This window comes from Flavobacterium sp. 21.1 (assembly GCF_057801535.1).
This window is the reverse complement of the sequence record NZ_JBYNXA010000006.1, coordinates 18,086-43,910: the sequence shown is the minus strand read 5'-3', so window position 1 is coordinate 43,910 and position 25,825 is coordinate 18,086. Positions and strand designations below refer to the sequence as shown.

The 25,825-nt window shown below is 37.7% G+C and carries 32 protein-coding genes; 15 read left to right on the top strand and 17 right to left on the bottom strand.

Going from position 1 to position 25,825, the window contains the following annotated elements:
- The first annotated feature begins 8 nt into the window (after positions 1 to 8).
- Entirely contained in the window at positions 9 to 788 is a 780-nt protein-coding gene (rsmA, locus tag AC3E9U_RS14820) for a 16S rRNA (adenine(1518)-N(6)/adenine(1519)-N(6))-dimethyltransferase RsmA (protein ID WP_488747706.1), read from the top strand.
- Positions 778 to 2,130 (top strand): magnesium transporter, encoded by a 1,353-nt coding sequence (gene mgtE / locus AC3E9U_RS14815; protein ID WP_488747705.1) that lies wholly within the window; start codon positions 778 to 780, stop codon positions 2,128 to 2,130. The genes rsmA and mgtE overlap by 11 nt, the downstream gene beginning before the upstream one ends.
- A gap of 14 nt (positions 2,131 to 2,144) precedes the next feature.
- On the opposite strand, the gene AC3E9U_RS14810 is transcribed toward mgtE, so the two are convergent.
- On the bottom strand, positions 2,145 to 3,377 hold the full coding sequence (locus AC3E9U_RS14810; RefSeq protein ID WP_488747704.1) for a hypothetical protein: 1,233 nt from the start codon (positions 3,375 to 3,377) through the stop codon (positions 2,145 to 2,147).
- Between the two features lie 72 nt (positions 3,378 to 3,449).
- Between AC3E9U_RS14810 and AC3E9U_RS14805 the strand changes: the two genes are divergently transcribed.
- The 5 genes from AC3E9U_RS14805 to AC3E9U_RS14785 all read left to right on the top strand — a co-directional run bounded on the left by AC3E9U_RS14805 (position 3,450) and on the right by AC3E9U_RS14785 (position 9,161).
- The gene (locus AC3E9U_RS14805; RefSeq protein ID WP_488747703.1) at positions 3,450 to 4,406 is read left to right on the top strand and encodes a 2-hydroxyacid dehydrogenase; all 957 of its coding nucleotides are present in this window, start codon (positions 3,450 to 3,452) and stop codon (positions 4,404 to 4,406) included.
- 300 nt (positions 4,407 to 4,706) lie between these two features.
- Complete coding sequence (locus tag AC3E9U_RS14800) at positions 4,707 to 5,186, top strand: hypothetical protein (protein ID WP_488747702.1); 480 nt, start codon at positions 4,707 to 4,709, stop codon at positions 5,184 to 5,186.
- Between the two features lie 464 nt (positions 5,187 to 5,650).
- A complete protein-coding gene (locus AC3E9U_RS14795; protein ID WP_488747701.1) occupies positions 5,651 to 6,208 on the top strand; it encodes a hypothetical protein in 558 nt (185 codons plus the stop codon).
- A 444-nt stretch (positions 6,209 to 6,652) separates the two neighbouring features.
- The gene (locus tag AC3E9U_RS14790; RefSeq protein ID WP_488747700.1) at positions 6,653 to 7,159 is read left to right on the top strand and encodes a hypothetical protein; all 507 of its coding nucleotides are present in this window, start codon (positions 6,653 to 6,655) and stop codon (positions 7,157 to 7,159) included.
- Positions 7,160 to 7,331: 172 nt separating this feature from the next.
- Positions 7,332 to 9,161 (top strand): NACHT domain-containing protein, encoded by a 1,830-nt coding sequence (locus tag AC3E9U_RS14785; protein WP_488747699.1) that lies wholly within the window; start codon positions 7,332 to 7,334, stop codon positions 9,159 to 9,161.
- 169 nt (positions 9,162 to 9,330) lie between these two features.
- On the opposite strand, the gene AC3E9U_RS14780 is transcribed toward AC3E9U_RS14785, so the two are convergent.
- Positions 9,331 to 10,308: a hypothetical protein gene (locus AC3E9U_RS14780; RefSeq protein ID WP_488747698.1), complete on the bottom strand. Its 978-nt coding sequence runs from the start codon at positions 10,306 to 10,308 to the stop codon at positions 9,331 to 9,333.
- 282 nt (positions 10,309 to 10,590) lie between these two features.
- Between AC3E9U_RS14780 and AC3E9U_RS14775 the strand changes: the two genes are divergently transcribed.
- Entirely contained in the window at positions 10,591 to 10,977 is a 387-nt protein-coding gene (locus tag AC3E9U_RS14775; protein WP_488747697.1) for a hypothetical protein, read from the top strand.
- A 29-nt stretch (positions 10,978 to 11,006) separates the two neighbouring features.
- Positions 11,007 to 12,113 carry a hypothetical protein gene (locus tag AC3E9U_RS14770; RefSeq protein WP_488747696.1) on the top strand — a complete coding sequence of 369 codons (1,107 nt, stop codon included), beginning with the start codon at positions 11,007 to 11,009 and terminating at the stop codon, positions 12,111 to 12,113.
- A 49-nt stretch (positions 12,114 to 12,162) separates the two neighbouring features.
- Here AC3E9U_RS14770 and AC3E9U_RS14765 read toward each other — a convergent pair whose 3' ends face one another.
- From AC3E9U_RS14765 to AC3E9U_RS14705, 13 genes are all read right to left on the bottom strand, one after another.
- A complete protein-coding gene (locus AC3E9U_RS14765; protein WP_488747695.1) occupies positions 12,163 to 12,639 on the bottom strand; it encodes a hypothetical protein in 477 nt (158 codons plus the stop codon).
- A 66-nt stretch (positions 12,640 to 12,705) separates the two neighbouring features.
- Entirely contained in the window at positions 12,706 to 13,056 is a 351-nt protein-coding gene (locus AC3E9U_RS14760; RefSeq protein ID WP_488747694.1) for a DUF2200 domain-containing protein, read from the bottom strand.
- A 66-nt stretch (positions 13,057 to 13,122) separates the two neighbouring features.
- The gene (locus AC3E9U_RS14755; protein WP_488747693.1) at positions 13,123 to 13,716 is read right to left on the bottom strand and encodes a dihydrofolate reductase family protein; all 594 of its coding nucleotides are present in this window, start codon (positions 13,714 to 13,716) and stop codon (positions 13,123 to 13,125) included.
- A 202-nt stretch (positions 13,717 to 13,918) separates the two neighbouring features.
- On the bottom strand, positions 13,919 to 14,518 hold the full coding sequence (locus tag AC3E9U_RS14750) for a hypothetical protein (protein WP_488747692.1): 600 nt from the start codon (positions 14,516 to 14,518) through the stop codon (positions 13,919 to 13,921).
- A 196-nt stretch (positions 14,519 to 14,714) separates the two neighbouring features.
- Positions 14,715 to 15,479, bottom strand: coding sequence for a nuclear transport factor 2 family protein (locus AC3E9U_RS14745; protein ID WP_488747691.1), 765 nt, complete (start codon positions 15,477 to 15,479; stop codon positions 14,715 to 14,717).
- Between the two features lie 18 nt (positions 15,480 to 15,497).
- Positions 15,498 to 16,082: an ester cyclase gene (locus AC3E9U_RS14740; protein WP_488747690.1), complete on the bottom strand. Its 585-nt coding sequence runs from the start codon at positions 16,080 to 16,082 to the stop codon at positions 15,498 to 15,500.
- A gap of 82 nt (positions 16,083 to 16,164) precedes the next feature.
- The gene (locus tag AC3E9U_RS14735) at positions 16,165 to 17,037 is read right to left on the bottom strand and encodes a helix-turn-helix domain-containing protein (protein ID WP_488747689.1); all 873 of its coding nucleotides are present in this window, start codon (positions 17,035 to 17,037) and stop codon (positions 16,165 to 16,167) included.
- A gap of 124 nt (positions 17,038 to 17,161) precedes the next feature.
- Positions 17,162 to 17,782, bottom strand: coding sequence for an XAC2610-related protein (locus AC3E9U_RS14730; protein ID WP_488747688.1), 621 nt, complete (start codon positions 17,780 to 17,782; stop codon positions 17,162 to 17,164).
- Between the two features lie 49 nt (positions 17,783 to 17,831).
- Entirely contained in the window at positions 17,832 to 18,353 is a 522-nt protein-coding gene (locus AC3E9U_RS14725; protein WP_488747687.1) for a hypothetical protein, read from the bottom strand.
- Between the two features lie 60 nt (positions 18,354 to 18,413).
- The gene (locus AC3E9U_RS14720; protein WP_488747686.1) at positions 18,414 to 19,034 is read right to left on the bottom strand and encodes a hypothetical protein; all 621 of its coding nucleotides are present in this window, start codon (positions 19,032 to 19,034) and stop codon (positions 18,414 to 18,416) included.
- Between the two features lie 12 nt (positions 19,035 to 19,046).
- Entirely contained in the window at positions 19,047 to 20,042 is a 996-nt protein-coding gene (locus AC3E9U_RS14715) for a hypothetical protein (protein ID WP_488747685.1), read from the bottom strand.
- 146 nt (positions 20,043 to 20,188) lie between these two features.
- Positions 20,189 to 20,773 (bottom strand): LA_2272 family surface repeat-containing protein, encoded by a 585-nt coding sequence (locus tag AC3E9U_RS14710; protein ID WP_488747684.1) that lies wholly within the window; start codon positions 20,771 to 20,773, stop codon positions 20,189 to 20,191.
- Between the two features lie 321 nt (positions 20,774 to 21,094).
- Positions 21,095 to 21,268: a hypothetical protein gene (locus tag AC3E9U_RS14705; RefSeq protein ID WP_488747683.1), complete on the bottom strand. Its 174-nt coding sequence runs from the start codon at positions 21,266 to 21,268 to the stop codon at positions 21,095 to 21,097.
- A 258-nt stretch (positions 21,269 to 21,526) separates the two neighbouring features.
- On the opposite strand from AC3E9U_RS14705, the gene AC3E9U_RS14700 reads away from it, so the two are divergent.
- On the top strand, positions 21,527 to 22,054 hold the full coding sequence (locus AC3E9U_RS14700) for a hypothetical protein (RefSeq protein WP_488747682.1): 528 nt from the start codon (positions 21,527 to 21,529) through the stop codon (positions 22,052 to 22,054).
- Positions 22,055 to 22,109: 55 nt separating this feature from the next.
- The gene (locus tag AC3E9U_RS14695; RefSeq protein ID WP_488747681.1) at positions 22,110 to 22,640 is read left to right on the top strand and encodes an SRPBCC family protein; all 531 of its coding nucleotides are present in this window, start codon (positions 22,110 to 22,112) and stop codon (positions 22,638 to 22,640) included.
- Between the two features lie 12 nt (positions 22,641 to 22,652).
- Here the strand turns inward: AC3E9U_RS14695 and AC3E9U_RS14690 are convergent, their stop codons facing one another.
- Together AC3E9U_RS14690 and AC3E9U_RS14685 are read right to left on the bottom strand one after the other, a co-directional pair.
- Positions 22,653 to 23,159: a hypothetical protein gene (locus AC3E9U_RS14690; protein WP_488747680.1), complete on the bottom strand. Its 507-nt coding sequence runs from the start codon at positions 23,157 to 23,159 to the stop codon at positions 22,653 to 22,655.
- Between the two features lie 70 nt (positions 23,160 to 23,229).
- On the bottom strand, positions 23,230 to 23,877 hold the full coding sequence (locus tag AC3E9U_RS14685) for a hypothetical protein (RefSeq protein WP_488747679.1): 648 nt from the start codon (positions 23,875 to 23,877) through the stop codon (positions 23,230 to 23,232).
- A gap of 241 nt (positions 23,878 to 24,118) precedes the next feature.
- Here AC3E9U_RS14685 and AC3E9U_RS14680 point away from each other — a divergent pair, with 241 nt between their 5' ends.
- The 4 genes from AC3E9U_RS14680 (at position 24,119) to AC3E9U_RS14665 (ending at position 25,799) form a co-directional block, all read left to right on the top strand.
- Positions 24,119 to 24,517: a hypothetical protein gene (locus AC3E9U_RS14680; RefSeq protein WP_488747678.1), complete on the top strand. Its 399-nt coding sequence runs from the start codon at positions 24,119 to 24,121 to the stop codon at positions 24,515 to 24,517.
- Entirely contained in the window at positions 24,514 to 24,912 is a 399-nt protein-coding gene (locus tag AC3E9U_RS14675) for a VOC family protein (RefSeq protein ID WP_488747677.1), read from the top strand. The genes AC3E9U_RS14680 and AC3E9U_RS14675 overlap by 4 nt, the downstream gene beginning before the upstream one ends.
- Before the next feature lie 64 nt (positions 24,913 to 24,976).
- On the top strand, positions 24,977 to 25,363 hold the full coding sequence (locus AC3E9U_RS14670; protein WP_488747676.1) for a DUF4234 domain-containing protein: 387 nt from the start codon (positions 24,977 to 24,979) through the stop codon (positions 25,361 to 25,363).
- Entirely contained in the window at positions 25,341 to 25,799 is a 459-nt protein-coding gene (locus tag AC3E9U_RS14665) for a DUF2752 domain-containing protein (protein WP_488747675.1), read from the top strand. Before AC3E9U_RS14670 ends, AC3E9U_RS14665 begins: the two co-directional genes overlap by 23 nt.
- Positions 25,800 to 25,825 lie beyond the last annotated feature (26 nt).

Genomic DNA, 25,825 nt, shown 5'->3' with positions numbered 1-25,825 from the left:
AGATGAATATGGATAAAGTAAAAGCAAAAAAACACCTCGGGCAGCATTTCCTCAACGACGAAAGCATCGCGAAAGACATAGCCGATACCCTGACGCTGAAAGGATACATGAACGTATTGGAAATCGGACCGGGCATGGGTGTGCTTACCAAATATTTATTGGACAAACCCATCGATACCTATGTCATCGAAATCGATACCGAATCAGTGGCGTATCTTGATGCCCATTATCCTAAGTTACACGGGAAAATTATCTCCAAGGATTTTCTGAAATACAATATCAAAGAAGTTTTTAACGATGAGCCTTTCGCCATCATCGGAAACTTCCCCTATAATATTTCGACCCAGATCGTGTTCCGAACCCTGGAACTGCGTGACCAGATCCCTGAATTTTCAGGAATGTTCCAAAAAGAAGTAGCCGAACGCATCTGTTCCAAAAAAGGGAGCAAAGTGTACGGTATTTTGTCGGTTTTGGCACAGGCCTTTTACGATGTGGAATACCTGTTCACCGTAAGTGAGCATGTATTTACCCCACCGCCAAAAGTAAAATCGGGTGTGATGCGTATGATCCGCAAGGAAAACTACTCCTTACCGTGTGATGAAAAGCTTTTTTACAATGTGGTGAAAACATCCTTCAACCAGCGACGAAAAACGCTTAGAAATAGCTTAAAATCGCTGAATCTGTCGGATAAGTTGCGAGAAGATAGTATCTTTGACCTCCGTCCCGAACAGCTTTCGGTAGAACAATTCATAGAACTTACGCAAAAAATAGGAGCCGATGGAGTTTAAATTCAGCAAAGAACTAATTCAGGAATTAGAGCAACTCATTCAGAATAAGAACGACCAGCAACTGGAAGTTTTACTGAATGACCTGCACCATGCTGATATTGCCGAAATCCTTGACGAATTGGATTTCGATGAAGCTACCTATATTTTCAAAGTGCTGGATTCCGAGAAAACCGCGGAAATCCTGTTGGAACTGGAAGACGATTTGCGTGAGAATATCTTACGCCGCCTTTCACCCAAAGAAATTGCTGAAGAGCTGGACGAGTTGGATACCGACGACGCGGCCGACATTATCGCGGAACTTCCGCAATCCAAAAAAGAGGAAGTAATCCTTGAGCTGGAAGACGTAGAGCACGCCAAAGACATTGTCGAGCTTTTGCGCTACGACGAAGATACTGCCGGGGGTCTGATGGGGAAAGAGTTGGTGAAAGTCAACGAAAACTGGAACGTGCTCACCTGCGTCAAAGAAATGCGTCAACAGGCCGAACACGTAACCCGGGTACATTCCATCTATGTAGTGGATGACGAAGACCGTCTGAAAGGCCGTTTATCACTAAAAGACTTATTGACCACGTCCACGAAAACCCCGATCAGCGAGGTTTATATCAAAAAAGTAGATTACGTAAAAGTAGACACCCCCGATGTCGAAGTAGCCCGTATCATGCAAAAATATGACCTGGAAGCCATTCCGGTTGTGGATGAAATGGGACGACTGGTGGGCAGAATTACCATCGACGATATTATCGATGTAATTAAAGAAGAGGCCGATCAGGATTACCAGTTGGCAGCCGGTATCTCGCAGGACGTTGAGGCGGATGACAGCATTCTGGAACTGACACGAGCGCGTTTGCCTTGGTTGGTATTGGCATTATTCGGCGGATTCATCAGCGTGAAAGTGCTGGGTCTTTTCGAACCCGCCATGGAATCGCACAAAGCCTTATTTTTCTTTACGCCATTAATTGCTGCGATGGGGGGTAATGTTGGGGTGCAATCTTCGGCGATCATCGTACAGGGTTTGGCCAACAATGCCATTACGGGCAGTATCGTGCAGCGACTGCTAAAAGAACTGTCCTTGAGTTTACTGAACGGACTGATTTTGGCAGCCATCCTCTTTTCGGGAAGTTATTTTCTGTTGGGATACGAAATCCATATTGGGATCACCGTTACCGTGGCGCTATTATCGGTTATCATCATTGCTTCTTTAAACGGGACCTTCATTCCCATTATTCTTAATAAATACGGCATCGACCCCGCTTTGGCTACCGGGCCGTTCATCACTACCAGCAACGACATTCTCGGGATTTTGATTTATTTCAGCATTGCCCGTGTGATTCTTGGGTTTTAAATTCTTGGGGGCAGTTATAAATTCAATGGGACACTTACTGAAAAGTTAAAGCCGTCAAAGTCGAACAGTTTTTCATAGTATACGGATGTGTTCACATAGGAAATCAATTTCGTTTTTGGATGAAATGATTTGGAAATACCGACTTCATAATTGTAAATGTCCGGGCTGTAGTAGCTGATTTCCGCGTAAGGATAAATCCCAATGTCGTCAATTTGTTTCCCGACTCCAAAAAAACCTCCATTTTGATTGGAATCCTGCGTTTTCAAAAGGTCATAGCCTGCATAGAAATTGGCAATCTTATGGGCAAAAAAGCAATATTTCAAAGAGTAATTCTGAAATGATTTGTCCAAGCCGGAATAATCCAGTTGTCGTGACTGGTATTCCAGCACCAGTTTGTCGGAGTAGTTGTTTTTTGCTTTAAAAAGCACATCGTATTTATAGAGCCAGCCGCCAAAAGCGTAATCTTCATTGAAACCGTGGCTATAATGCGCCGCAATACCGGTTTTGATGTCTCTTTTCCTTATTTTATACTGATAATAACCAACAAGGGCTCCGATAGGAAGTCTATAACTACTTCGGATATTTACATCGGTATAGTAATTTTTTAGTTCAAGTTTTGCGAAAGACATTCCACTGCCATTGCTATAATTTCCATCGGGTAAATCGTACGTGAAAATCTCATATTTCTTTTTAAGTTGAAGCAGTTTTGAAACTTCATCAACGAAGCTTTCAACAATTAGGGCTTCTTTTAGTGAATCCTGTGATCTTGGGGTCCAATAGGTTTTCAGAGAATAGTTATTTTTATCCGAATATTCGATTTCGTACGTTACGCCATCAAAGCCGTGGCTCCAACCTTTGATTTCACTATCGGTCGGTAAATCCAGAATATGGGTTTTCTGGATCAAATCGTACAGGGAATCGGCTTTTGGCTGCGGTAGGTCTTCTTTCTTTACAATGGTTTCTTTGGGATTGTTTTTATATTTTCTGAAAGTGTAATGGTAGAGTGCCGCTTGGTTCCGTTGTAAGGAATCCTTCCAAAGATCAATTTTGACCCCGTGGTAGGACAGCCTGAAATAGAAATCTTCGGTGGTGGTTTTTAAATCCTTTATGCCGATTTCTTTATCGATGCCATCATTATAATCCATCCAATATTTGGATTCTTTGGTATATTCCAATTTCTTCTGCGCAAGCACAGGCAGTGAGAACGCAAAAAGGAGGTAAAGGAAAAATTTCGCAGGTGTGGTCATGGGTTTCAAATATACTCTTTTTTCAAAGAGAATTTAATAGTACCTTTAACCGTCATAATAAGAACTACCGCCTTGATACAGCCTACCGCACAAACCAAGATCCTGCATATCGACAGCAACCACCCGTTGTTGTGGGAGCAACTGGAAGCCGCCGGTTTTCAGAACTTCGAAGATTTCAAATCGTCCAAAAAAGAGATCGAAGCCAAAATACTCGAATACCACGGCATCGTGATCCGCAGCCGTTTTAAGATCGACAAAGATTTTCTTGATAAAGCCACGAACCTGCAGTTCATCGCAAGGGTAGGCGCCGGACTGGAAAGCATCGACTGCGATTATGCCCAGGCCAAAGGCGTTCATCTCATCGCCGCTCCGGAAGGGAACCGCAATGCGGTGGGCGAACATGCGCTGGGGATGCTGCTGTCGCTTTTCAACAACCTGAACAAAGCCGACCGCGAAGTGCGCAGTGGGCACTGGAACCGCGAGAGCAACCGCGGGCAGGAGCTCGACGGAAAGACCGTGGGCATCATCGGGTATGGCAACATGGGGAAATCCTTTGCGAAGAAACTCCGAGGCTTTGACGTGGACATATATTGTTACGATATTTTAGAGGGTGTGGGCGACGAAAACGCACGGCAGGTCAGCTTGGCCGAATTTCGGAAGAAAGTCGATGTGGTGAGCCTGCATACCCCCTGGACGCCCGAGACCGACAAAATGGTCAATGCCGATTTCATTAACGCCTTTGAAAAACCGTTTTGGTTCCTCAATACCGCCCGCGGGAACAGCGTGGTGACGGCCGATCTGGTCGAAGCGCTAAAAACCAAAAAGATCCTCGGCGCCGGTTTGGATGTGCTGGAATACGAAAAACTATCCTTCGAACATTTGTTTGAAGAGGAAAAACCCGCCGCTTTTGAGTACCTGCTTCAGGCGGAAAATGTGTTGCTTACGCCGCACATTGCCGGCTGGACGGTGGAGAGCAAAATCAAGCTCGCACAGACCATCGTAGATAAGATCCTGATATTGTATACGTAAGGAAAAGCGCCTCACTAAATTTGGTGATATGAAAATCACTAAATTTAGTGATAGGATGGTAAGGAAATTCTTCTTATACTTGCGGACACACTTTTAATTTTTGAATAAGCAATTATTTAAAACTGACTAAGCCATCCATCCGGGGTGGCTTTTTTTGTTTTGCTTTCATTTAATTTTATTCTTTATTAACAAAAACATGAATAAATGTTAATAAAAAAGTAAGTAAAATAGTATATAATATTTTTTTGATAATTTTTTTCAATCAATATTTGTAAGAGTATAATTATAAAAATGAACAATATGCCATTTACAAATTTTGACAGCAGACATTTCAGTGCTGCAGAGAAAACCACAATTAGCAGTGCTATTACATCTTTAGAAGCTGCCTTGGCTCCTAAATTAGCGAATCTTTCTACTGAAGAAAGACAGCAGTATGGAAGTGTGAACGAACAGAATAAACTAATCATTAATAAGGTAAAAGACTTTCGAGATAGTCAACCCAATCTAAGTTGTCCTGATGTGGATTGGACGGAGTTTATGAACGATTTTGATACTCGTTCTTATCTACAAGCTAATATTCACCGTCTTCAGAGCTTGATTGATGGCTTGAGCAATGCTAAAATTCTACATGATTGGGACAATTATCAGGCTTCGTTGATAGATTATGATTTTACTAAATTTAAAGGTTCTACTCAATCAGTAGGTTTCGAAACAAAAGCCAATGAGTTGGGACAGTTTTTTGCTGGAAGACCAGCAGGTTCAACTCAAACAGCTAAGTAAAACTTTAAAATTTATAAGAGTGCTAAAACCGATAGTTCGCTATCGGTTTTTTTTTAAAGCATCTTATGTTTAATTAACTCTATTACATGTATTGTAACGTTCTGAGCCTATTTTAATACGTAGGTAGACGTATTTTAATACGTTCCGAACCTATTTTAATACGTAGGTAGACGTATTTTAATACGTTCCGAACCTATTTTAATACGTGGTAGACGTATTTTAATACGTTCCGAACCTATTTTAATACGTGGTAGACGTATTTTAATACGTTCCGAACCTATTTTAATACGTAGGTAGACGTATTTTAATACATTCTAAACCTATTTTAATACGTAAGTAGACATATTAAAATAGGTTTCGCACCTAATTTAGTGCATTCATAAATCTTTTTTAGGTCATCAGCTTTCATGTAATTCATATATTTGGGAGTTACCAGTAATTTTATCGAAAAAAACCGAAAAAACATGAAATTCAATAAGATTAAAAGATTATGTCTAATTTTATGCATAACTATATTATTTATCCAGTGTAAAAAATCAAATAACAATTATGAAGATGAACAGCAAGAAAATTATTCTGACGAGAATGGTTATTCTGATGGAACCTATTGTGCTGAAATCAATTATTATTACTCAGAAACAGGAACTAACTCAACTTATACATTACTTGTAGAAATTGAAAACAATGAATTAACTGTTATTCATTGGCCAAATGGTGGTTGGTTAGATAATTCACATTTTACACCTCCAGATATTTCTTATGGTGTAGCTTCATTTAGAAGTGATCGAGGTGTTGAATATAAAGTGAAAATTATTGGAAATGAAGGAGATTGTTCTACTAGTTCATATGTAACTGACGAAGATGAATTAATACAACAAAACAATGAGGAAGAAGAGGAAGAAGAATATAGAAAAAAACAGGAAGAGGAAGAAGAGGAATATAGAAAAAGACAATTAGAAGAAGAGGAAGAAAGGGAAGCTGAAGAAGAAAAAAGAAGACAGGAAGAAGAAAACGAAGAATAATAACAATTAGACAAAATGGAAAAAAACAACTTAAATAAATTGAAATTAAGTTTAGACGAAATAAAAATTAAAAATAACGAGTATAAAAGAGAAAAAAATAAAAAAAACTCAAAATTTAATTGATAACCAAATCACTAGACTCAAAAATAATTTGATTTCAAATTACAATTTAATGGACTATGATCTATACATTAAATCAGAAAGTCACAATACTGAATTCTTTATTCACGATGTAGAATCTATAATCTTAAAAATAGAAGGTAACAAATGAAAGAACAAAAACTACTGGTAACAGCGGTTTTAAGAAATTGGGGTTTTGGTGTATAATGGAACGGTCTTTTTGTATATTTGGCTTTAGTCCTAATGGAATGGTTTGGGAACAAAAATCCCCAACTTCTTAAAGCCGGCGGGACGTTAGCAGTTATATTAAAAAACTAAACGCAGATGGAACCTTCAACTTATACAGCTATTGATATATTAAATCTAATTTTAACTTTAGTAAACTTGTGTGTTTTTATATACTTTACAAAACTTGTTTACAATTACAATAAATCAAAAGATAGAATCGATTTTTTACGCCAAGTTCCTTTAGTTTCAATAGAACAAAAAGATGATTATAATTACTATATCAAAAATGTAGGCAGTGGGCCAGCACTAAATGTTAGAATTCTAAGTGAGCCTGATTTTGCTAATAGGACTTGGAATAAAAATGAAATTGGATATAGTTTATTTGGAGATTCTACAGAAATTGAATTAAACTCCTTTGATAAATCTGCATACTTAGTTTTATATAGTGATATCCATCAAAAAAATTACTTTTCATACATGAAAAACAATATTTTGAGTTTTGGAAACCTTGAGGATATAGAATCTAATGATAAGATACATAAAATTCTGAAGTTTAAAAGACCTGAAGAACAACTAAGAGAAAATCACATTCCTTCAGTTTAAAAAATACAACTGCTAACAGCGGTTTCAAGAAATTGGGGTTTGAGTGTTTAATGGAACGATCTTTTTGTAAATTTGGCTTCAATCCTAAGTGAATGGTTTGGGAACAAGAATCCATAACTTCTTAAAGCCGGCGGGACGTTATACGCAATACTAACAATAATACATTTGAAACATGTCAGCCACGATTGGAACAGCCCTTGTAGGACTTTTTAAGGAGCCTATTCAAAAAGGAAGTAATATTCTCAGTGATGAATTTATTCATATTTTCAATAATGGACTCCCTGATTATATTGATAGTTTTTACGATAAATACTCAAATACTAAAACCTTCATTTACAGGGACGAGAAGGTCAAATTTTACGATATTTTTTTTCCCATTAATATTCGTAATAGAACTGAAGTTTTGAATACGTCAATAGACCTAAAACTTTTGTTTCAAAAAAGACAATTCATAACAATTATTGGGAGTGCCGGGTCGGGTAAAAGCATGTTAATGAAACATATTTTCCTTTCTACTGTTAATAACTCTTTTAGAATACCAATCGTTATTGAGTTGCGTAATTTAAATGATTTTAACGGCAAAATCTATGATTATGTATCGAACATACTCACTAAAAATGAAATAGCTAAGACATCAAAAATTATTGATCGTATTTTGAAACAAGGAAAATTTATTTTCCTTTTTGATGGTTATGATGAGATCTATTCTTCTTCGAAAGATCGAATAACTACCGATATAGAAGAGTTTGTTGATGTTTATAATAAAAATTTATTTGTGGTTACTTCCCGACCCGGTTCAAATGCAGAATCATTGCAACGATTTGACAATTTTTTCGTTCAATCTTTGAGCAGCGAACAAATTGAAAATTTTACAAGGTTACAGTTTAAAAACGTTGAGGATGTCGATTCAGTTAATAAAATATTAGCTGTTATAAAAAATCCTGCTAATAAAGATTATAAAGATTATCTATCTAGTCCATTATTACTATCAATGTTCATTTTTACTTTTAAAGCTTACCCAGAGTTACCAAAGTATAAAAGTAAATTTTATTCTAATGTTTTTGACACACTTTGTACTAAACATGATTCATTTACAAAAAAAGGTTTTTGGCTACACGAACGAAAATCAGGACTTCAAAATGAAGATCTTGAAAATATTTTAAAATGGTTTTCCTATGTAACAATCTTTAAAGGTAAATACAATTTTGAAGAAGTTTACTTAAAAGATACATTAAAAGAGATAATCGAAAAGCTTAAATTAACTTGCAATATTGATGATTTGATTTATGATTTAATTGTATCTATTGCAATAATAATTCAGGATGGCACAGAGTATACATTTCCGCATAAATCTTTACAGGAATATTTTACAGCTATTTTAATTAAAGGTCTAAATGAAGATCAAAAAGCAAAAATATATCAATCAAAATTTGATGAGCAAATAAACTTATCGAATGGTGGAAACTTCAATTTTTACAAATTATGTTATGAAATAGACAAAACACATTTTTGTAAATATTTCCTCGAACCTAATACAATAAAATTTATAAATGATGTATATTCAAAGTCACCAGGAAAATTAACCTTAAACTTACTAGAAAAATTTAATGTTGATTTTTATGAAAGTACAGCTGAAGAAAAAACAATACAAAGTTATTCAATGAATATTGTAAAGGTTGAAGCATTTTTGGATTTTTTTGATATTGATTTAGATGATTTTGTTCCTTCATTTGAAGTACTCATAGAGCATAGTAATATTTTGCAGGAAACTTTTAAAAATGTAACGATCAAGCCATCAAAATATTCAAAAGCAATGGAAAGATATCTCGATTTTAAAAATCCAACGGAAAAATCAAAAAAAGAAATAGAGAAATTTTTAGAAGTTATCGGCTTAGTTGAGAAGTCGGTAAAGCTCGTGGAAAAAGTAAAAGTAGATTTGGGAAATTTAATGAAAGTGGTCTGTGAGGAAAATGCAAATACAAAAGATTTATTAGATATATGAAGTACTGCGTATAACTGCGGTTTTGTGGAGTTGGGGATTTAGTGTTTAATGGAACGATCTTTTCGTACATTTGGCTCAATCCTAATGGAATGGAATGGGAACAAAAATCCCCAACTCCACAAAGCCGGCGGGACGTTAGCAGCTATGTCAAAAAACAGCGCGAGTATAATCAATATTTATTCTCAATCTCTTTACTTAATTCAAGAACTTTAAGGAAGAAATAAAGTAAGACAGCACTATCGTTAGCTTTTTTATCCTTAATAACCTTCCATCTATATTTTTTTACGTCAATCTTTAAGATATGAGGAATAGTGTTGGTTAGCAAAGTTATTACTGGTGTCCTTTCCTCATTGTTGTCATTTAAATCAATCATTACCCCAGTAAAGCTTTGACTAAAATCATCATTGCTACTACATTGCACTATTGATAATGGTGAAAATTGCTGCAAGTAAAAATTTTCAGTTTCACAATCTTCCAATATAGATATTGCTTCATCAACAGCACATTGAATCCTTTCTATCTTTAATTCCCTTTCCTGCTTCTTCTTTCGTGCTTTTACAATTTCTGCAGAAACTTCTGGTAAATTCATTATGAAAAAATCTTCCCATTTTTCTATAGAATCACTTACTAATTTTTCAAAAGTGCAAATTAAATTATCATCGAAATCAACAATATCAGCTATTATTACAACTCTACCTTCCATTATATTGTAAAACAAATGGGTTATAGGCATTTCTCTACTAAGAGTATTTTTAATATTTACAATTTTAGGGTTTAATTTTGACCTATTTGTTTTCGTTAATGGATACCCATGCTTTTCTTGGTTGACCAAGTCCATTACAATACACAAGCATTGCGAGTTATCAATATAGTCTTCAACGAGCTTGGAATTTAAACGATTTCTTAGATTATCTTTTAAATTAGATATGTTATATAGAATTGAATTAATACTTAGTTGTGCAGCTTTTTTTTCTTTATCTGTTGTTAAGCCTCCATTTATTTTAAGTGTGTGTTGTTTCTTACCATTTTCAGAAATACCTTCTTCCCAAATAGGTTCTGGATATTTGAACTTCTCAAAATGTAAATTTACTGATTCGTATAATAACCCCACTCTCTCCTCTAAATCATTAAATGATATATTCTCCATTCTAAAATTTTAAAGTTTATTCTCTCAAATATATATAATTAAAAAATGAAAAGAAAACCAAATCAAGAGAGATCATTTTAAGTGTTTTCTTAAAATTAGAGTAAATTATACTCACAAAAAAGTGATTACCAAAATCTATACACAGCCACTAACAGCGGTTTTTTGAAATGGCGGGGCTTGGTGATTTTTTGAAATGGTCTGGTGCTTATATTTCTACTTCTCATTCTGCTTTTTTCATTCTGACTTTTCGGTATATTTGTTAGTGTTAAAATCAACCAACAAATGAAAAACATAGTTGTAGCAATACCATTTCTAATTCTTGTTTGCGGTTGTAAGGCACAGAAAAAAGAATTCTCCCTACTGGGAAAATGGGAACAGACGGAGCGGTTGGGCAATAATGGCGCTAAAGATTTCAGCGTTCCTGTTAAAAATGGGAGCATAATTACTTTTGAAGTCGGCAATGTCATAACGGATAAATCCGGAGAAAAGGGAACCTACGAAGTTAAAGGGGATTCGCTGCATATTCAATTTGCTGACAGAGCGTATTTTTATAGGTTCTTTCCCGATAAGAAAAATGGTGAGAAAATGTATCTTACGCCGGTAACACCTGAATATCAGATTATCTGTGATGAGGGATGCGCCGATGTTTATAAAAAAATAGACGATTAATGATTTACTTAGCCCTGAAATAAATCCAAATGAAACAGCTTTTTTACTTATCCTTTCTGCTTTTCAGCATTTTGTCTTTTGGGCAAATCACCGACCCTACCCCAAACTTCGATATTGAATGGCCTTCTCCGGCTCCGGGCGCTAAATGGGATTTTGCTAAAAAGCCCTATAAGAAAATAGTAAGCTATGAAAATAGTAAATGCATTGACGAATTTGATTCCATAGGAAGACATACGGCAAGAACTGTTTTTTGGAACCACGTAACCGAAAGCACGCATAAAAAATATAAGGGGGATATGATGGTTGAGTTCACGCGGAAGAAAATCTATACTCCTGACGAAAAAGGAATTAAAAAACATCAGGATGAAATTACGATCAACAAATTAAATCTAAACGAAAAGGGGAAAATAATTGATGGGAAAACGTATAAATTATCAGGTGACGGCACGTATAAAATAGTCAGTTATCAGTATTATGACAACAAAAACAGGATAGTTCAAAGTAAAGATTCAACGGAGTCATTCATTGATAATTATTTTTACTCGGGTAAAAATTTAGTGCGAAAAGAAGAAATACGTCAAAGTGATCCGACGACAAAAACCGTTTTCAACAGAACGTACAAGTACAATAAAGACAACCAGATTGTGTTCTATGAATCCGTTAAGAGCCTGTTTAAAAACAATGTTTTAACGGAGAAAAAAACTTCGCGCACCGTTGAGCAGGAATATAAAAATAAACTACTCGTAAAAAAGGTTTTAAAAGACGACACAGAAATCATAGAGAGAAATTACACTTACGATAACAATAGGAATGTAATTACTTTCATTGAAATAAAGAAAAACAAGTATGATGGTTTGATAACCTCTCAAACGAAACACACTAAAAAGTATGAAAACAATATTTTAGTCTATTCCGAAGTGCAAGAGGGTTTAGGTACGCAACAGGGTAAATTTAGTTTTACCTACTATTTTCATTCCGATGATGAATCGTTAGCAAAAACTGAGACTACGGATAACAAAGGGAATATACAACGTGAATACCTGTACAATGAATTTAATCATCTGATTAAAACCGTTACCACTTTTTCAAACAGTTCTTCCCGAAGCGAAGCGGTTTATGAAATAGAATATTATTAAGAACATAGCACGTCAGAACAGTTTTTTACGGATGCAACCCAAACCTTTCTTAAACCCGTTGCTCCCCAATATTCCTTCTTTCCTCCAGTTTATTCTTTAAAAATGCAGACAACTTTTTGATGGCAAAAGCCACCGCGATTCCGGCAAGGAAACCACCAACCAAACCAGCACCTAAGCCGATAAGTATAGCCTGAGTCTCGCTCCACCAATGCTTAAAGGTGTTAAGCACCCAAAAACACCCGGCGCCGAGGAACGCAAAACCAACCGTGGAAAAAAGAATCACAAAGGTCCGGAATCCGGCGGTGAGTGATTTTTTACTTATCCCCACCAGAACGGAAGCGGACAAGGCGCCCACTGCGATACAGCCAAAAACTAACAATAGCAGGAAAAACACCGCCAGCACCGCCAGAAAAACGCATAAACAGATAAAAATAATGCCTAAGATAAGAAAGACAAGTAGGAATAAACTGAAATGCTCATCTTCGGGCGGTGCGGCTTGCAATAGGTAAATAAGTGATGGTCGCAAGTGGAAAGGGTTTAGGTTAGTATTGTTCTTTTGTTATTGTGGCAAGGGTATCAGCTGATGTATTACTTAGCTCCTTAGAATCTTCTCCATCGTTTTTCCTTTGGCCAGTTCATCAATCAGTTTGTCTAAATATCGAACCTTCTGCATGAGCGGGTCTTCGATGTCTTCCACGCGATAGCCACAGATTACGCCCGTAATTTTTGAAACATTAGGATTGATCTGCGGCGCCTGGGCGAAAAAGGTTTCGAAATCCGTTTTGTTATCGATATGGTTTTGCAGACTCTGTTCATTATAGCCCGTCAGCCAGAAAATGATGGTGTCTACCTCTTCTTTTGTGCGTCCCTTTTTCTCCGCTTTATTGATGTAATGCGGATAAACACCGGAAAAAGCCATTTTGTATACTCTTGTATTGTCCATTTTAGTTGTGAATGTTTGTCGGATGTATTTTTGTTATCGCTGAAGCTCTGTTCCTTTAATCCCTTCTTATTCACCCACCGTGCCGGTTTCGACTTCCCCGGCCCGTTTGTAATTTACCAGAATGACGCCGCTGGGCGTAACCACACTTTCCAATACGGTAAAAGCGGCTGGAATGGCGCCGTCGGTAAACAGTTTTTTTCCTTTGCCAAGCGTTAAGGGGTGGATCATGAGCCAAAGTTCGTCGACCAGATCATTGGTAAGGAGTAACTGAATAAGTTCACTACTGCCCCAAACCTGGAGGTCGGAACCGTTAGTGTTTTTTAGTTTTTGGATATCGGCCAGGTTTTCAAGAAATACCGAGTGGGGCCAGTTTGATTTTTTTCGGGCATTCGACAGTACATATTTTGTGACCTCGTTGATGCCCTGCCACGCATCGGCATGCTCAGGCCAATAGTTTTCCCAAATCTCAAATGTTTTTCTTCCCAAAAGTAAATCGGAAGGTCTCATGAGTTTTTTAAAGACCTCACCGGAAAATTCGTCTCCGTAAGGCGCGACCCAACCACCGAATTCGAAACCACCTGAAGGATCTTCCTCGGGTCCGCCGGGCGCCTGCATCACACCGTCCAGCGTAATCATTGATAGAACAGTAATTTTTCTCATCGTATTTTATTTTTAAAGACTTTTTTAAGATTGGGCGATAGGGCTGAGGTATGATTTACTTCAGCACAGACTTTTAAAATAGATAAACGAGGCTGTGTCTATCAAAGATAACATTTTTAATAAAAAAAGCTACAACTAAAATGCTGTAGCTTCAATTATAATAAACGTTCAAGGTGTGATGGCCGTAGCATTGCATCTTCTGCTAATATTCTGCGAACATATAGTCCCCGTCTGTGAATCTTAAAGTAAATCGGGGTAAGGCAAATCCGCCAACGGTAACTTCTTTTAGTATGCCTTTAAGAATCATGTCTTTACCTTCCAATTCTTCTGTTGTCTCAGCTATTCCATTTTTAATAGTTACATATTCAAAGGCAAAGATCTGGGTTCCGTTTTTATTGTTTACACCGGTGAAAAAGGTGTTTTTGTCTTCGCTGCTTACTTGAATGCAATTCATGCGACAGTTGGAATGGAAAGGATGGCCAGGCATGATCATCTCTTTACCTTTTAAATGGATTACTTTTTTAAGGGCGTCCTCTTTTGAAAGTTTTCTTTCATTCAGAAGTCCGGAAGTAGTATAAATCAGCATGTACCTCAAAACCTTTTTCTCATTGTCCATTTCCAGTTTGGGTTCAGCGAATTCCAATAAATTAGCGCAGAGTTTTTCGGAAGCTTTCCAGTCTTCTTTCTCTAGGTTTTCAATCAGTAAATTGAAATTTTTATCAAAATTTTCAGTTGTTATTTTTTGCGAAAAGCCTTGAAGCGATAAAAAGGAAAGAACGGTGAGCAGGATTTTGTTTTTCATGTGTTCGTTTTGTGATAAATGGATTTGTTTTTTTATAAATCAATGTCGGCTAATGTTCTGCTATGGAATCGTTTAAATTTAAGTGGTAGGAAGATTGCTGTTTTTTTTTCATAGTCACTTAAGGTCTTTTGGAGTGTTTGTCAAAAATAGCGATTCAAAACCGTTTTTTAGTATTTATTAAAGTTGGAAGATTTTTTTAGAATTTTCCGTTGTCGTTTTTCCAGTTTTCTTTTGCAGGAATCGGCTCAATGACGTCCCAATGTTCGGCTATTTTGCCATTTTCTACCCGGAACAGATCGTAAAAAGCGTTATGATCTTTGCCGAAATGTCCTTCACTGACCACCAACACAAAATTTCCTTCGCCCAGGACTTTGTGGATTTTCTCGTATTTCAAAAAGACGCCTTGCTTGCCAAGGGCTTCCAGTGCGCCGCCAAGTCCTGAAAGAAGATCGGGAATATGCGGATTGTGCTGAATGTAATTGTCGCCGTCAAAATATCCTGCCAGTAGGGCCATTTTGCCGTTTACCAGGATGTCGTCAACAAAATTTCGCACCAGGGTTTTATTTGCTTCGGTTTTGTCAAGGTCGGTGACTTCGATCGTACCGTCAATCATCGTGCGTCCGCTGGGATTTGGTTGTGCAGTTTCCTGCAGGTTGTCCCAGTGTTCCACAATTTTACCGTCTTCAAACCGGAAGATGTCAAAACCGATTTTTGGTCCGAAGAAATTATAATCCGTATGGGTAAATACATAATCGCCGTCCTGAAATGCCCTTACCGTCTCCACTTTTGCCGAATGGGGCGGAAGCTGCTGCATCAGTTCTCCGAAGCCCGCCAGTCCATCGGCGGCAGCCAGATTGTGCTGGATGTATTTGTTGGGATTAATATAACTCACCGGGGTATTGTCGCCGGTTTCAATGCTTTTTAAAAGCGCAACTACTTTTTCTTTGTTCGAATGTTCCATTTTTGTTTTTATTGTAATTTATTGTGCTAATCCGATTTGCTTCATGAACGCCTGGTTGTCCCAGAACAGATATTCTTCAATCATTTTACCGTCTTTCCAGTGACCGATGGTGCTCATACTCAATTTAAATTTTTTTCCGGTCGGAGGGATTGTTTTTCCGCCACCTATCGGCATGGGTTGGGAAAAAGTCCCTTCCATTTCTCCGATAACACAGGTCCAGTCGCCGCTTCCAAAACGAACGGGATGATTTTTGATTTTGGTGTCGGGCGCAAAGACAAACATGGGTTTAAGCATGTCGATGTGTTGCGGATTCAGGCCTTCAGTCACCATTCCGTCAGGATAATACACTTTGATGTTATCGGCGTGACTCTGGTTGAAATTTTTCCAATCCTGATGGCTGTAGAAATCATAATCGAGCGAGTCAAAGCGTATCAGACGTTTTTCGGTCATCGCCTGTTCGTCCTTAAACTTTTTCAGTTCTGCTTCGAGCGAATCGATTTTTGCCTGCATTGAGGAATCGCTGCTTTTGTTGCAGCCGGTGAAGGTGAATGCAGCTGCTACAGTCAAAAGAGCTGCTGCCATAAATGTGGTTGTTGTTTTCATTTTGCCTTGATTTAACAGTTGTGTAAAATTACTTTTTGGGGCAATCTGAAGAAAGGTAGAAACCCTCCTTAAAATGATACTTTTACTCCGAAACGAATTGTTCCCGGAACTCGATAGGGGTGAGTTTGGCGTGTTTTCGAAAGTATTTGATAAAATTGGTCGGTTCGTCAAAACCTAATCTGAAACCGATTTCTTTTACATTTTCGTTGGTGTGTACCAGCAATCTTTTGGCTTCGAGCAAAACCCGTTCGTCAATTAACTGCTTCGGCGTTTTGCCAACTGTTTTTGATGTGGCCTGATTTAAACGCTTTTCGGTAAGGTGGAGTTCATTCGCGTAGCTACTCACTTGCTTGAGCTTGTGAAAATTGGTTTCCAGCAGGTCTTTGAACAGCAGCAGATAATCCAGATCGGCACTTTTCTTTATTTCGCTGAAATGCTGCCGTCGTCTTTCCCTCTCGGCCAACAGCAAAAAATTGTGTAAAAGGTTTTGGATGAGGTCTGATTGGTAATTGTCTTTTTCGTTTTGCAGTTCGCTTGCCATAAGCTGCAAAAGCTCTTTAAATAAGGCCGACTTTTCAGCTACCTGAATTTGGGCTACGTCAAACATGTCGTTGAACAGTATCGTGCTTCGGAGAAATTTGGTATCTGCTTCGGTCTTGCTGAAAAAACGGTCTGTGAACAAAATCGCAAAACCGTCTGATTTGGCTTTGTTGTCGAATCGCTGAACCTTGTCTTTGTTGAGGAATAAAATCGTGTCCGGTTGGATGTTTACGGGTTCAAAGTCTACTAAATGTTTCGGACTGCCTTTTTGAAACCAGAGAATGTGATAAAAATCCGTCCGATGCGCGTTGGTCAGCAATTCCTTGTGGTTTTTGTACAGGTCGTTGAGTCTTACGATTTCAAATTCTATCGGAAGACCGCTCTTGAATTCATATTTCGTGATGTCATTTGCCATTTGATCGGATGTAAAGCAGCGACAACGCTCTATCAAAGGTAACGATTCGAAACCGTTTTTAATAAAAAAGGCACAACGTATTTGTCGTAGCCTTAGTTTTTTGCGCTTCCAAAGAGGTTTGTTTTCAAATTTTCATTTTGCTGATTTTCGCAAGTGCTTTTTTATAGTCCGAATCAAATTTTCTGTCGTGCTTATTTTCGATTTCTATTTTGTAATCGTGGACTTTGTTTCTGACTATTTTGTAAAAGCCAACCCAATCCGTTCCTGAGACAACATAACTTTGAACGATATTATAGGTTGGATTGTATATCGGGTTTTTTATTTCTTCAAAACCTGCCACTTTTTTAAAAGTATTGTTTTTCGGATCGTAGAGATACAAGTTGTAGGTCCAATTGCTTCTCACATCAGAAATGTTCTGAATCAGGATATCTTTTATTTTGTCGTTATTAAAATCGGCAAATTTGATTTCCTGCACTTTACTGAAAATGGAATCTTTTACCAGGACCTTGGTTTTATTATTGGTGATTTGCTTAATTTCAAATATTGAATTTTTTTCACCCTCATATCCATCGGTTTCTTGGTCGAAATTTGTCAGTCTGATGGTTATGTTTTTATGCGGATAAACGGAATCGCATGCAATGATCTGACTCTCTGCTTCTTCATCTTGGGCAAAACAGCTAAAAGGGAGTAACAGTAGCACCAGGATCTGAAGAGGTTTAAATTTTTGGGTGATATTCTTTTTCATTTTTTAATTATCCTGTCTGTGAAGTAATGCAATTCTGTGATTATTTCCGTCATGATTTATTTTTTATGTAAATCAATACGTACTTTTTTTCGTATTGTACCCGCATTTCATTTGCTGTCAGAAGTAAAATTTTGTCTGTTGAAGCGTCTAAATAATTTCCGTTAGTATCCGTGCGCCATTTTTTTCCTAAAATTTCCTGGGTTTGTCTTATCAGATTGCCTTGCCTTGAATCTGTTGGGATTACCATTTCGTATTCGATTTCATTGTCGGAAAGAAGTTTCCAGTTACCCTTGTCGGAATTGGTTGCAGTGAATTTTTTTATGTAAGTATGGTCGGCCCTGATCGTAATGTCCGGGCCATTGGCTACAACTTGGATTTCGGCGCCATCTGGGCCTTTATAGTCTTTCGTTACATATTTCACTTCGTTATTATCTGCGTCTACGGTTTTTATGAAAATCCACTGTCCGATCAGCTTTTGTGTTATCTCGGCATTTTCTTTTGTCTGGGCGCTTAGGTTAAAACTGATCAGGCAAAGTAAAATACTAAGCTGTGTGATTCTTGTTAGGGTCATAATTTGTTGTTAGGAGTGTTTTTGTTATTAGAAACTAACTTAAGCTGGCTGGCTCTTTTGTCATAATATTGTTATCCAGTCCATAGCAATAGTGGTTCGAATCGGCCTCGTCGGTACTTCAAGGTCTTTGTATTCGCCGATTCTGTTGTTGTCGTCCGTCATGAAAATGAAATTCCAGCGGTTTTTTTCATCATGCATAAATTCCCATTGCATCATTAAATCCTGGCTGACTTCAATATTGGAATATTGTTTCTGAAGTTCTTTTACCGTGGCCTTTGGATGTAAACCGCCATCTGTTTTTAAGTTTTTGCTTAGTGCGATTATTACCAGTATTTCCTCGGAATGCATTTTGGGGACCAGCGCCAGAACAGGCTCTTTCTGCAAATAATAAATGTACGCTTTTCCTCCGCCGTCATAACCGAAATCGTAAGCTTCACATTCTTTTTTTGTGAGGGGCTTGATTTCTTTCTCGGCAGCAGATAGTGTCATTCCGATTTTTATTGGGCCAAGATGTCCTTTTTCTATTTTAAATTGATCAAAATTGAAATCACTGTCGTCTTTGTTCTGTATTGTTTCGGTTTCGGAACGGGTTTTATGTGCAGATTCGGAGTTGGTTTCCCGACTTTTTTTACACGAAAACATAAGAAACAGGAGTACTAAAAATACTGATGTTAGTTTCATATTGTGGTCGCCTTACTTGTTTTTAGGATTATCAAACGTAATTATTGAAACCGTATCATGCCGCACGGTCAAAAAGCCTGACATTTCTCCGTTTCGGCTGTTAAAGGTGCTCAAATTCGTTGTTTCGTTGATGTTGGTACGGTCATTATACGAAATTAAGGCTTGATTGAAGATCGTACTTAAGTGAATAAGACTGTCGTTTTGAATTTGGCTTATGTATGTTTTGTTATAGTCAACCGTGATGTGATATAGTTTATTGTCGGCAACGAACGAGGTCATGGCGTGGGCTCCCAAGGGATCTGCTACTTTTTTTGTTCCGGCGAAAAAGGGTTTCCACGCGGCTTCATCGTCCGAAGGGCCCAGTAAATAACGATGCCAATCATAACGGTATTTCAGACTGTCTGTTTTAATTTCGTAAAGCTTGGTGGGGTCATCTATTTTGAATAGTTCACTTGTAAGCCCAGGATATACAACTGTTGCAAAGTAGCTTTTTTTTATTTTGTTGATAATAACAGTGCAATTTGCCGGAAAGCCGTAAAGGCGTTTTGTTTTTTTGTCTTCGAAAAAGAGTGAACCGCCAAACTCTCCGAAGCAGGAATTGTTTATAATAAATCTTTCATCTTCAAAAAGAGGATCAAAGAGAGGTTCCTTTTTAACAGCCTGCCATTTCTGATCCTTGTCCAGGTAGAATTTTTTTGCCTTTTCCGCATTCTTTTCGAAATAGCCCGCAATCAATGTGTCATTAGACAAATAAGTAAACGAGAATTTTAATTGGTTGATTGTCTTGGTAAGGGCGTTTTCTATTTGAAATTTATCGTTGAGACAAATAAACTGACCGCTGTCCGTCAAACAATAATAATGATTTTTATAATAAATCGTGTTGTTGATTTTATTCGGAATAGGAAGAGAATATTTTTTGACAACAAATGGATCCGCCGTTTTTTGATTGGGTTTTTGGTCGCAGGAAAAGACGCCCGCTGCTAAAAATAAAAGTATAAAGAATCTCATGGGATGGTTTATAATAGTAGTTTTTAAGGAATGCGTTCCGTCAAATATAAGGATTCGAACTGATTGTAACCAAAAAAGCCACAACGCAACCGTTGAGGCTTTTATTTTATGTTGAATAATCATCGGACTTTGAACAAAGTGGATTCTTATTTGAAATTCCAGTTCAGGATGGGCAGTTTTCTGCGTTCGTTCACATTCCACAATCCGAACTGAAAACCTTTTGTTTTTTTGCTGCGGTTGTAAATCCCAAACTGAACGCCCCTCATTTCATAAGTTTCGTTGTAAATCCCAAACTGAGCGCCGTTATGGATCTGCGAATAATTGAAAAGGGTTGCCGACAAACCACTTACCTTATACTGAAACTGCTGAAGCGCACCCAGGGCAATGCCATAGGTCACGCAGTCACAGGCGGTTCCGAACAAGGAAAGGTTTATTCCGTTTATGCGTTCTGAAACAGGATTTATTTGGGCAAAGTAGAAACTGTCCGGATCCTGGGCAACCGGACTCGCTTTAAAATAAGGAAATATTAATCCGCCGCCCAATATTTCCATTTTGACGCCGTTGGTATCGGTGTTTAGAAAGTAGTCGGGCGATGACAGCAATCCGAGCGACACGCCGTCAATGGTTATATTCTTATGGTGAAACGTCCAAATAGGGAAGTATATTTTCTTTTTTTGTCCGAAAGCAACTAAAGCGAAAAAAATAAGCAAAAGTAAAAGTGCTTTTTTCATAAGTTATGATTTGTATTAATGCCATTTTTGTTAAAATGGATGAGGGGAAAAGATAAAAATGTGACGCTTGGAGTAGCCTTTTCCTGAGTAAATTCGCTTTGTGGGAACTATATCAAATTTAATGAATTTTAGCCAATTTTAATGGGTAAACCGACAACGATTTTGAAGCATTTTTTTATTTTTTATGAGAGCAACCATGAAACGATTCGGAAACGGCTACAGGGCAGGAATGTCTGTGTTTTCAATAAAAAAGCTACAACATAAATGCTGTAGCTTTGGGTTGTTGTGTTGCAAAGGTGGAGGACTCTGAAAGAACTCCTATTATTTTTTTTGCCGGTCTATTTTTGTCTGAACATAGATACCCCAACAAATAACGACGATGGAACAGATGGCCGGGAGTATCGCGATTTTTTCGTGCGGTTTTGAAAGCTGTACGTAAAGCGTTGTGGTACCGATAATCATCAGCGGTATTCCGGATCTTGTGTTTGATTTCATTATTTAATGCAATAAGTATTCAAGGCAATTGCCTGAAACAGAGGTGCAAAAGTAGACAAATGATTTTCAATTTTGGACGAAATTGACGTCACAGTTTTGTGGAAATTTGTGATTCTAAGGTGATAAAATTGCATTTGTGTATTGTGCTTAAAAATATTTTTAAAAAAATACGACACGATTCTTGTGCTGAACGATAAATTATTTTTAGTTTAACACAAATATTTGTGTTATATTTGAGAAATTTGTAATGTCGACACAATGAGAAAAACATCTGAGATAAAAAATATTTTAGGATTGTCCCAGGACGAAATGGCACTGTTACTGGGAATAACGCCGAGTCAGTGGTCAATGTTTAAATCCGACAAACGCGATATACCATTAGAATCGAAAGAACAATTGGCGCTGCTGTTGCAAAGAATTCAAAAAAGCGAAACACTTTCAGCAGAGGGTCAGAAAGTGAGGAATGCTGAAATTGAACGAACAAAAGAGAAACTGCAACAGGAATTTCAGAAAGTGCATGTCAAAACAATGCGTCTGGAAAAGCAAATCGGCGTGATAGAAAACCTGCGTACCGAATGTCTGGCGGCATTGGAAGTTTCTGCCGTATTGGCCGCACAAAAATCCAGTCCCCGCACGATCGTCCTGGCGGAAAACATCCGGTTACGTGCATTAAATTCACTGAAAAAGCACAGTCTGTATCAGCTGACTGAATTACAGCTCAAAAAGGAAAGCTTCGAAATGCTGAAAAGCAAAATCAAACTGAAGATCAAGCAGCTGGAGAAATAGTTCAGCCGATAGGAACTGTTCAAGCCAAAGATTCTAACCATTAAAAACAATAGAAATGACTATTTTAAATATTTTTTTGATTGCCCTTGGAGGTCTGATAGCCTTAGTGTTGCTGATGGCGCTTGTCATGCGAAAAGAATACAATGTGCGTCGTGAAATTATGATCAATGCACCTCGCGCAAAAGTTTTCGATTATTTAAAGCTATTGAAAAACCAGGATCATTTCAACAAGTGGGTAATGACAGATCCGGAAATGCAGCGTGAATTTATCGGGGTTGACGGAACGGCCGGATTCATTTATAAATGGAACGGAAATAAAAAAGCTGGCGAGGGAGAATTGGAGTTGATGTCTCTTTCGGAATGCGAAAAAATTGCCACGGAGGTGCGTTTCGTGCGTCCGTTTCCGGCAGTGGCCTATGCAGATTATGTTGTCGAGACGGTGTCCGGTGATCAGACAAAAGTCATCTGGAGCAATAAAAGCAAAATGGTAGTTCCTATGAACGTAATGGTGTCGATGATCGAAAAAATGCTTGCGAAGGACATGGACATCAGTCTGTCGAACCTGAAGAGAATTCTTGAGGAGTAGTTTTCTTTCGATTTAATTTAAGGCAGGCTTTTCATTCGCTTTAAATTTTATGGTGTCAGTGGCTGTTATTACAGCTAAGGAATCTGTTCCGAAAAGGTTACCATCTGTAGGGAAATCGCCATTTTCAAGTCTGATTCTATCAATTATTACCAGTTTTCCATTCTCAATCTTGTAAAGATCGTAACGTTCTTCTACAGGTTGACGGGTCAGCGGCGTATTAAAAGGTAACATTACTGCTGTAATAGTAGCAAAAAGTATTAAAAAAGGTAATGCTATTGGAAGACAAGCTCCAAGAAGTAAGTAATTTTTTATCGTAAATTTTTGTTTGTTTTTATCTTCCGAAAAGACAATCAAGGCGATAAAGAAATAGAGAAAATAGCACGGCAGAGCCCAACCTAAGTAATCAAAAATAGAAATGCTGAAAAATATTTTTGAAAGGAGCCAAACTGAAAACACTACAATCTGAACCAGAAAGCTAAAATAACTTAATTGTCTTAGTGTAATCTTTGGGAACTTCATTTTGTAGATTTTGATTGAAACAAAAATACGGATTCCGCTGGTTAGTCTGACGGAATCCGTATTTGTTTTTTTACAGTTTAAAATTCAGTCCGAAATTAAAAGTATTCGCGTTTACAATTTTACGTTCGATTCCGTCTTTTTTTGCATCCGAAAGATCCGACTGCACTTCGTAGCCGATTCCAATATCGAGAAGATCGGAAAGAACGAATTTAAGTCCGAGTTGTGATGTAAAACCAAAATTCCATCCGAGATTGTTATCGCTGAAAGTGCCTTCAAGGTTTTCCACTTCCTGTTTCATTAGGTCGTTCCCGTAAAAACCAAGCCCCCAGGTAAATTGAATATTTTGATTTTCAGGTTTGGCATTTTTATAGACAAGTATGCTGCCATTTACCGTTAAAGGGATATGCAGATACGTATTTGTCATATCCACTGAATTTCCGCCAATGGTTTTATTGCCCGTAAAAGACAAGATACCTATACCTGTTGACAAGCCAATGTTTTTTCGTTCTCCTGTTTTGATTTTAAACAAGAGATCGCCACCGTTGAAAAATCCGTTAGTGGAAGGGCTTCCGGTTTCAGTAACTTTTCCGAAACCAAATTTAGGGATTACAGCGATTTCATATTTGCTTGGTTTGTTGTCGGTTGTGGTTGATACTTCCTGCGCAAAAGTTGCGCAGGAGGATGCAATTAAAAGTAGAATGGTTAATTGTTTTTTCATAAAGATTTTTTTAATGATGATTGTTTGATGAAATATTTCATGGACGAATATCTGAAAAATAAAAACTTAAATGTAAGAATTAACTTTATTTTGACATTTTGCTTTTTGGATAAAAAGCTGTTGAAAGTGTCTGTTTTCTGTGTTGGAAAAATTATTTAATGGATATTAGGTGGTTTTCTGTAGGAATCGGTCGCTGAATCCAGAAATATTTGTGTTATATTTATGAATCAAAAACAGAAATATGAATAAGATTGCTTACTATCTCACGCTTTTTGTTGCAGGTGTCACTTGCCTGCAGTTTATTCCGCACGCCTTTTTGGGTTTTCCCGCCGTATTGGAACATATAGAAAAGGGTGAAATTCAGGAACCGGCCGCTTTAGGCATGCAGATGATCTGGCTGTATTCTTCTACCATGATGCTTTTGTCAGGAATATGGATGTTTTTTTTGGCTAAGCCGATCAAGGATGGTAACTATAGTGCGCGACTTCAGGGTTTGGCGTTGGCTTTAGGGCTTATCGGTTTCGGATTGATTAGTAGTTACATCTCTCAGGAGGTTTTCAATCATTTGTTTTTCTTTACCGTAGAAGGAATATTATTGCTGTTAGCTGTAACAGTGTTTTTTAATACACAAAAAAAATGAGTAAAAAAGATTTAAAGAGAGTTACAGGATTGGGCGGTTTCTTTTTCAAGTGCGACGATCCGAACATTACCAGAGACTGGTACAAAAATCATCTGGGTATTCCGGTAACCCAATACGGTTGGAATTTTCAATGGAAGGATGGTGAAGGAAACGGTGGTTCTACGCAATGGTCGCCTTTTCCTGCTACAACCAAGTATTTTGAACCGAGCGAAAAGCAGTTCATGATGAATTTCCGTGTTCACGATCTTGAAGGATTGTTGGAAGCACTAAAAGAGGAAGGTGTAACCATCGTCGGCGAAATGCAATCGTATGAATACGGAAAGTTTGGCTGGATTCTCGATCCCGATGGTAACAAAATTGAACTTTGGGAGCCTGCTGATGAAAGCGTTTTGTAGGATTATGCGTTTTTTCTGAAAAATTAGTATTTTAGTAATCTGTTAACCAACTAAAAATAAGCATATGGCTGAAATGAATCAGAAAGAAGAAGCATGGAACAATCCGCCGAGGATTCCTGTTTTTAATGTTGATCCGATTGTAGTTTTAATCCTTGGGGTAGTGACCTGTGGATTGTATCTGATCTACTGGAATATCAAAATGGCGGAAGTGTTTAACGCGGTGGCGGAGAAAGAGGTTATTTCGCCTGTGGTGGCTATTTTTTCCGGATGTTGTATGCCCGTAAATCTGTATTTTTATTATCTGGCGTCCAGGGAAGCATTGCCTAAAGTTTATGAAAGAGCGGGAGAACCTCAAAAAGATGATTCGTTGCTTTTGATAATTTTAGGGTTTATTTTTCCTATGGTTGCTGCAATGATCGTACAAACCGATGTCAACAAAATGTACAAATAGTAGCGTTCGATTAAAAATTTATGGGATTATTGGGGCCGGTTTAACCCTGATAATCCCTTTTTTTTTGAAACTGGGGAATAATGATAACCATCTGGAGACGGATCAGTCGCTCTGTCCTTTTAAAATGGTGACCGGATTTCCCTGCCCGGGATGCGGTATCACGAAGTCACTGGTTTATCTTTATCAGGGCGATCTGGTCAAAAGTGTGAAATACCATCTTTTTGGTCCGTTTGCGGCTCTTTTTTGTTTTTTAGCGATAGTTGTCCTTTTGACGGAATTATCGACTGGGAAAGCTTATTTTAACAAATGGTTTTATAGTGCGAAGGTAGCTTATGGTTTAGGGGCCGTGCTGCTGGTTTATCATTTGCTCCGGCTGCTGTATTTTGTTCAAACGAATTCGATTGATAGTATTCTTCACGAGTCAATATGGAGATAAAGAAAAAGGGCTGCCAATGGCAGCCC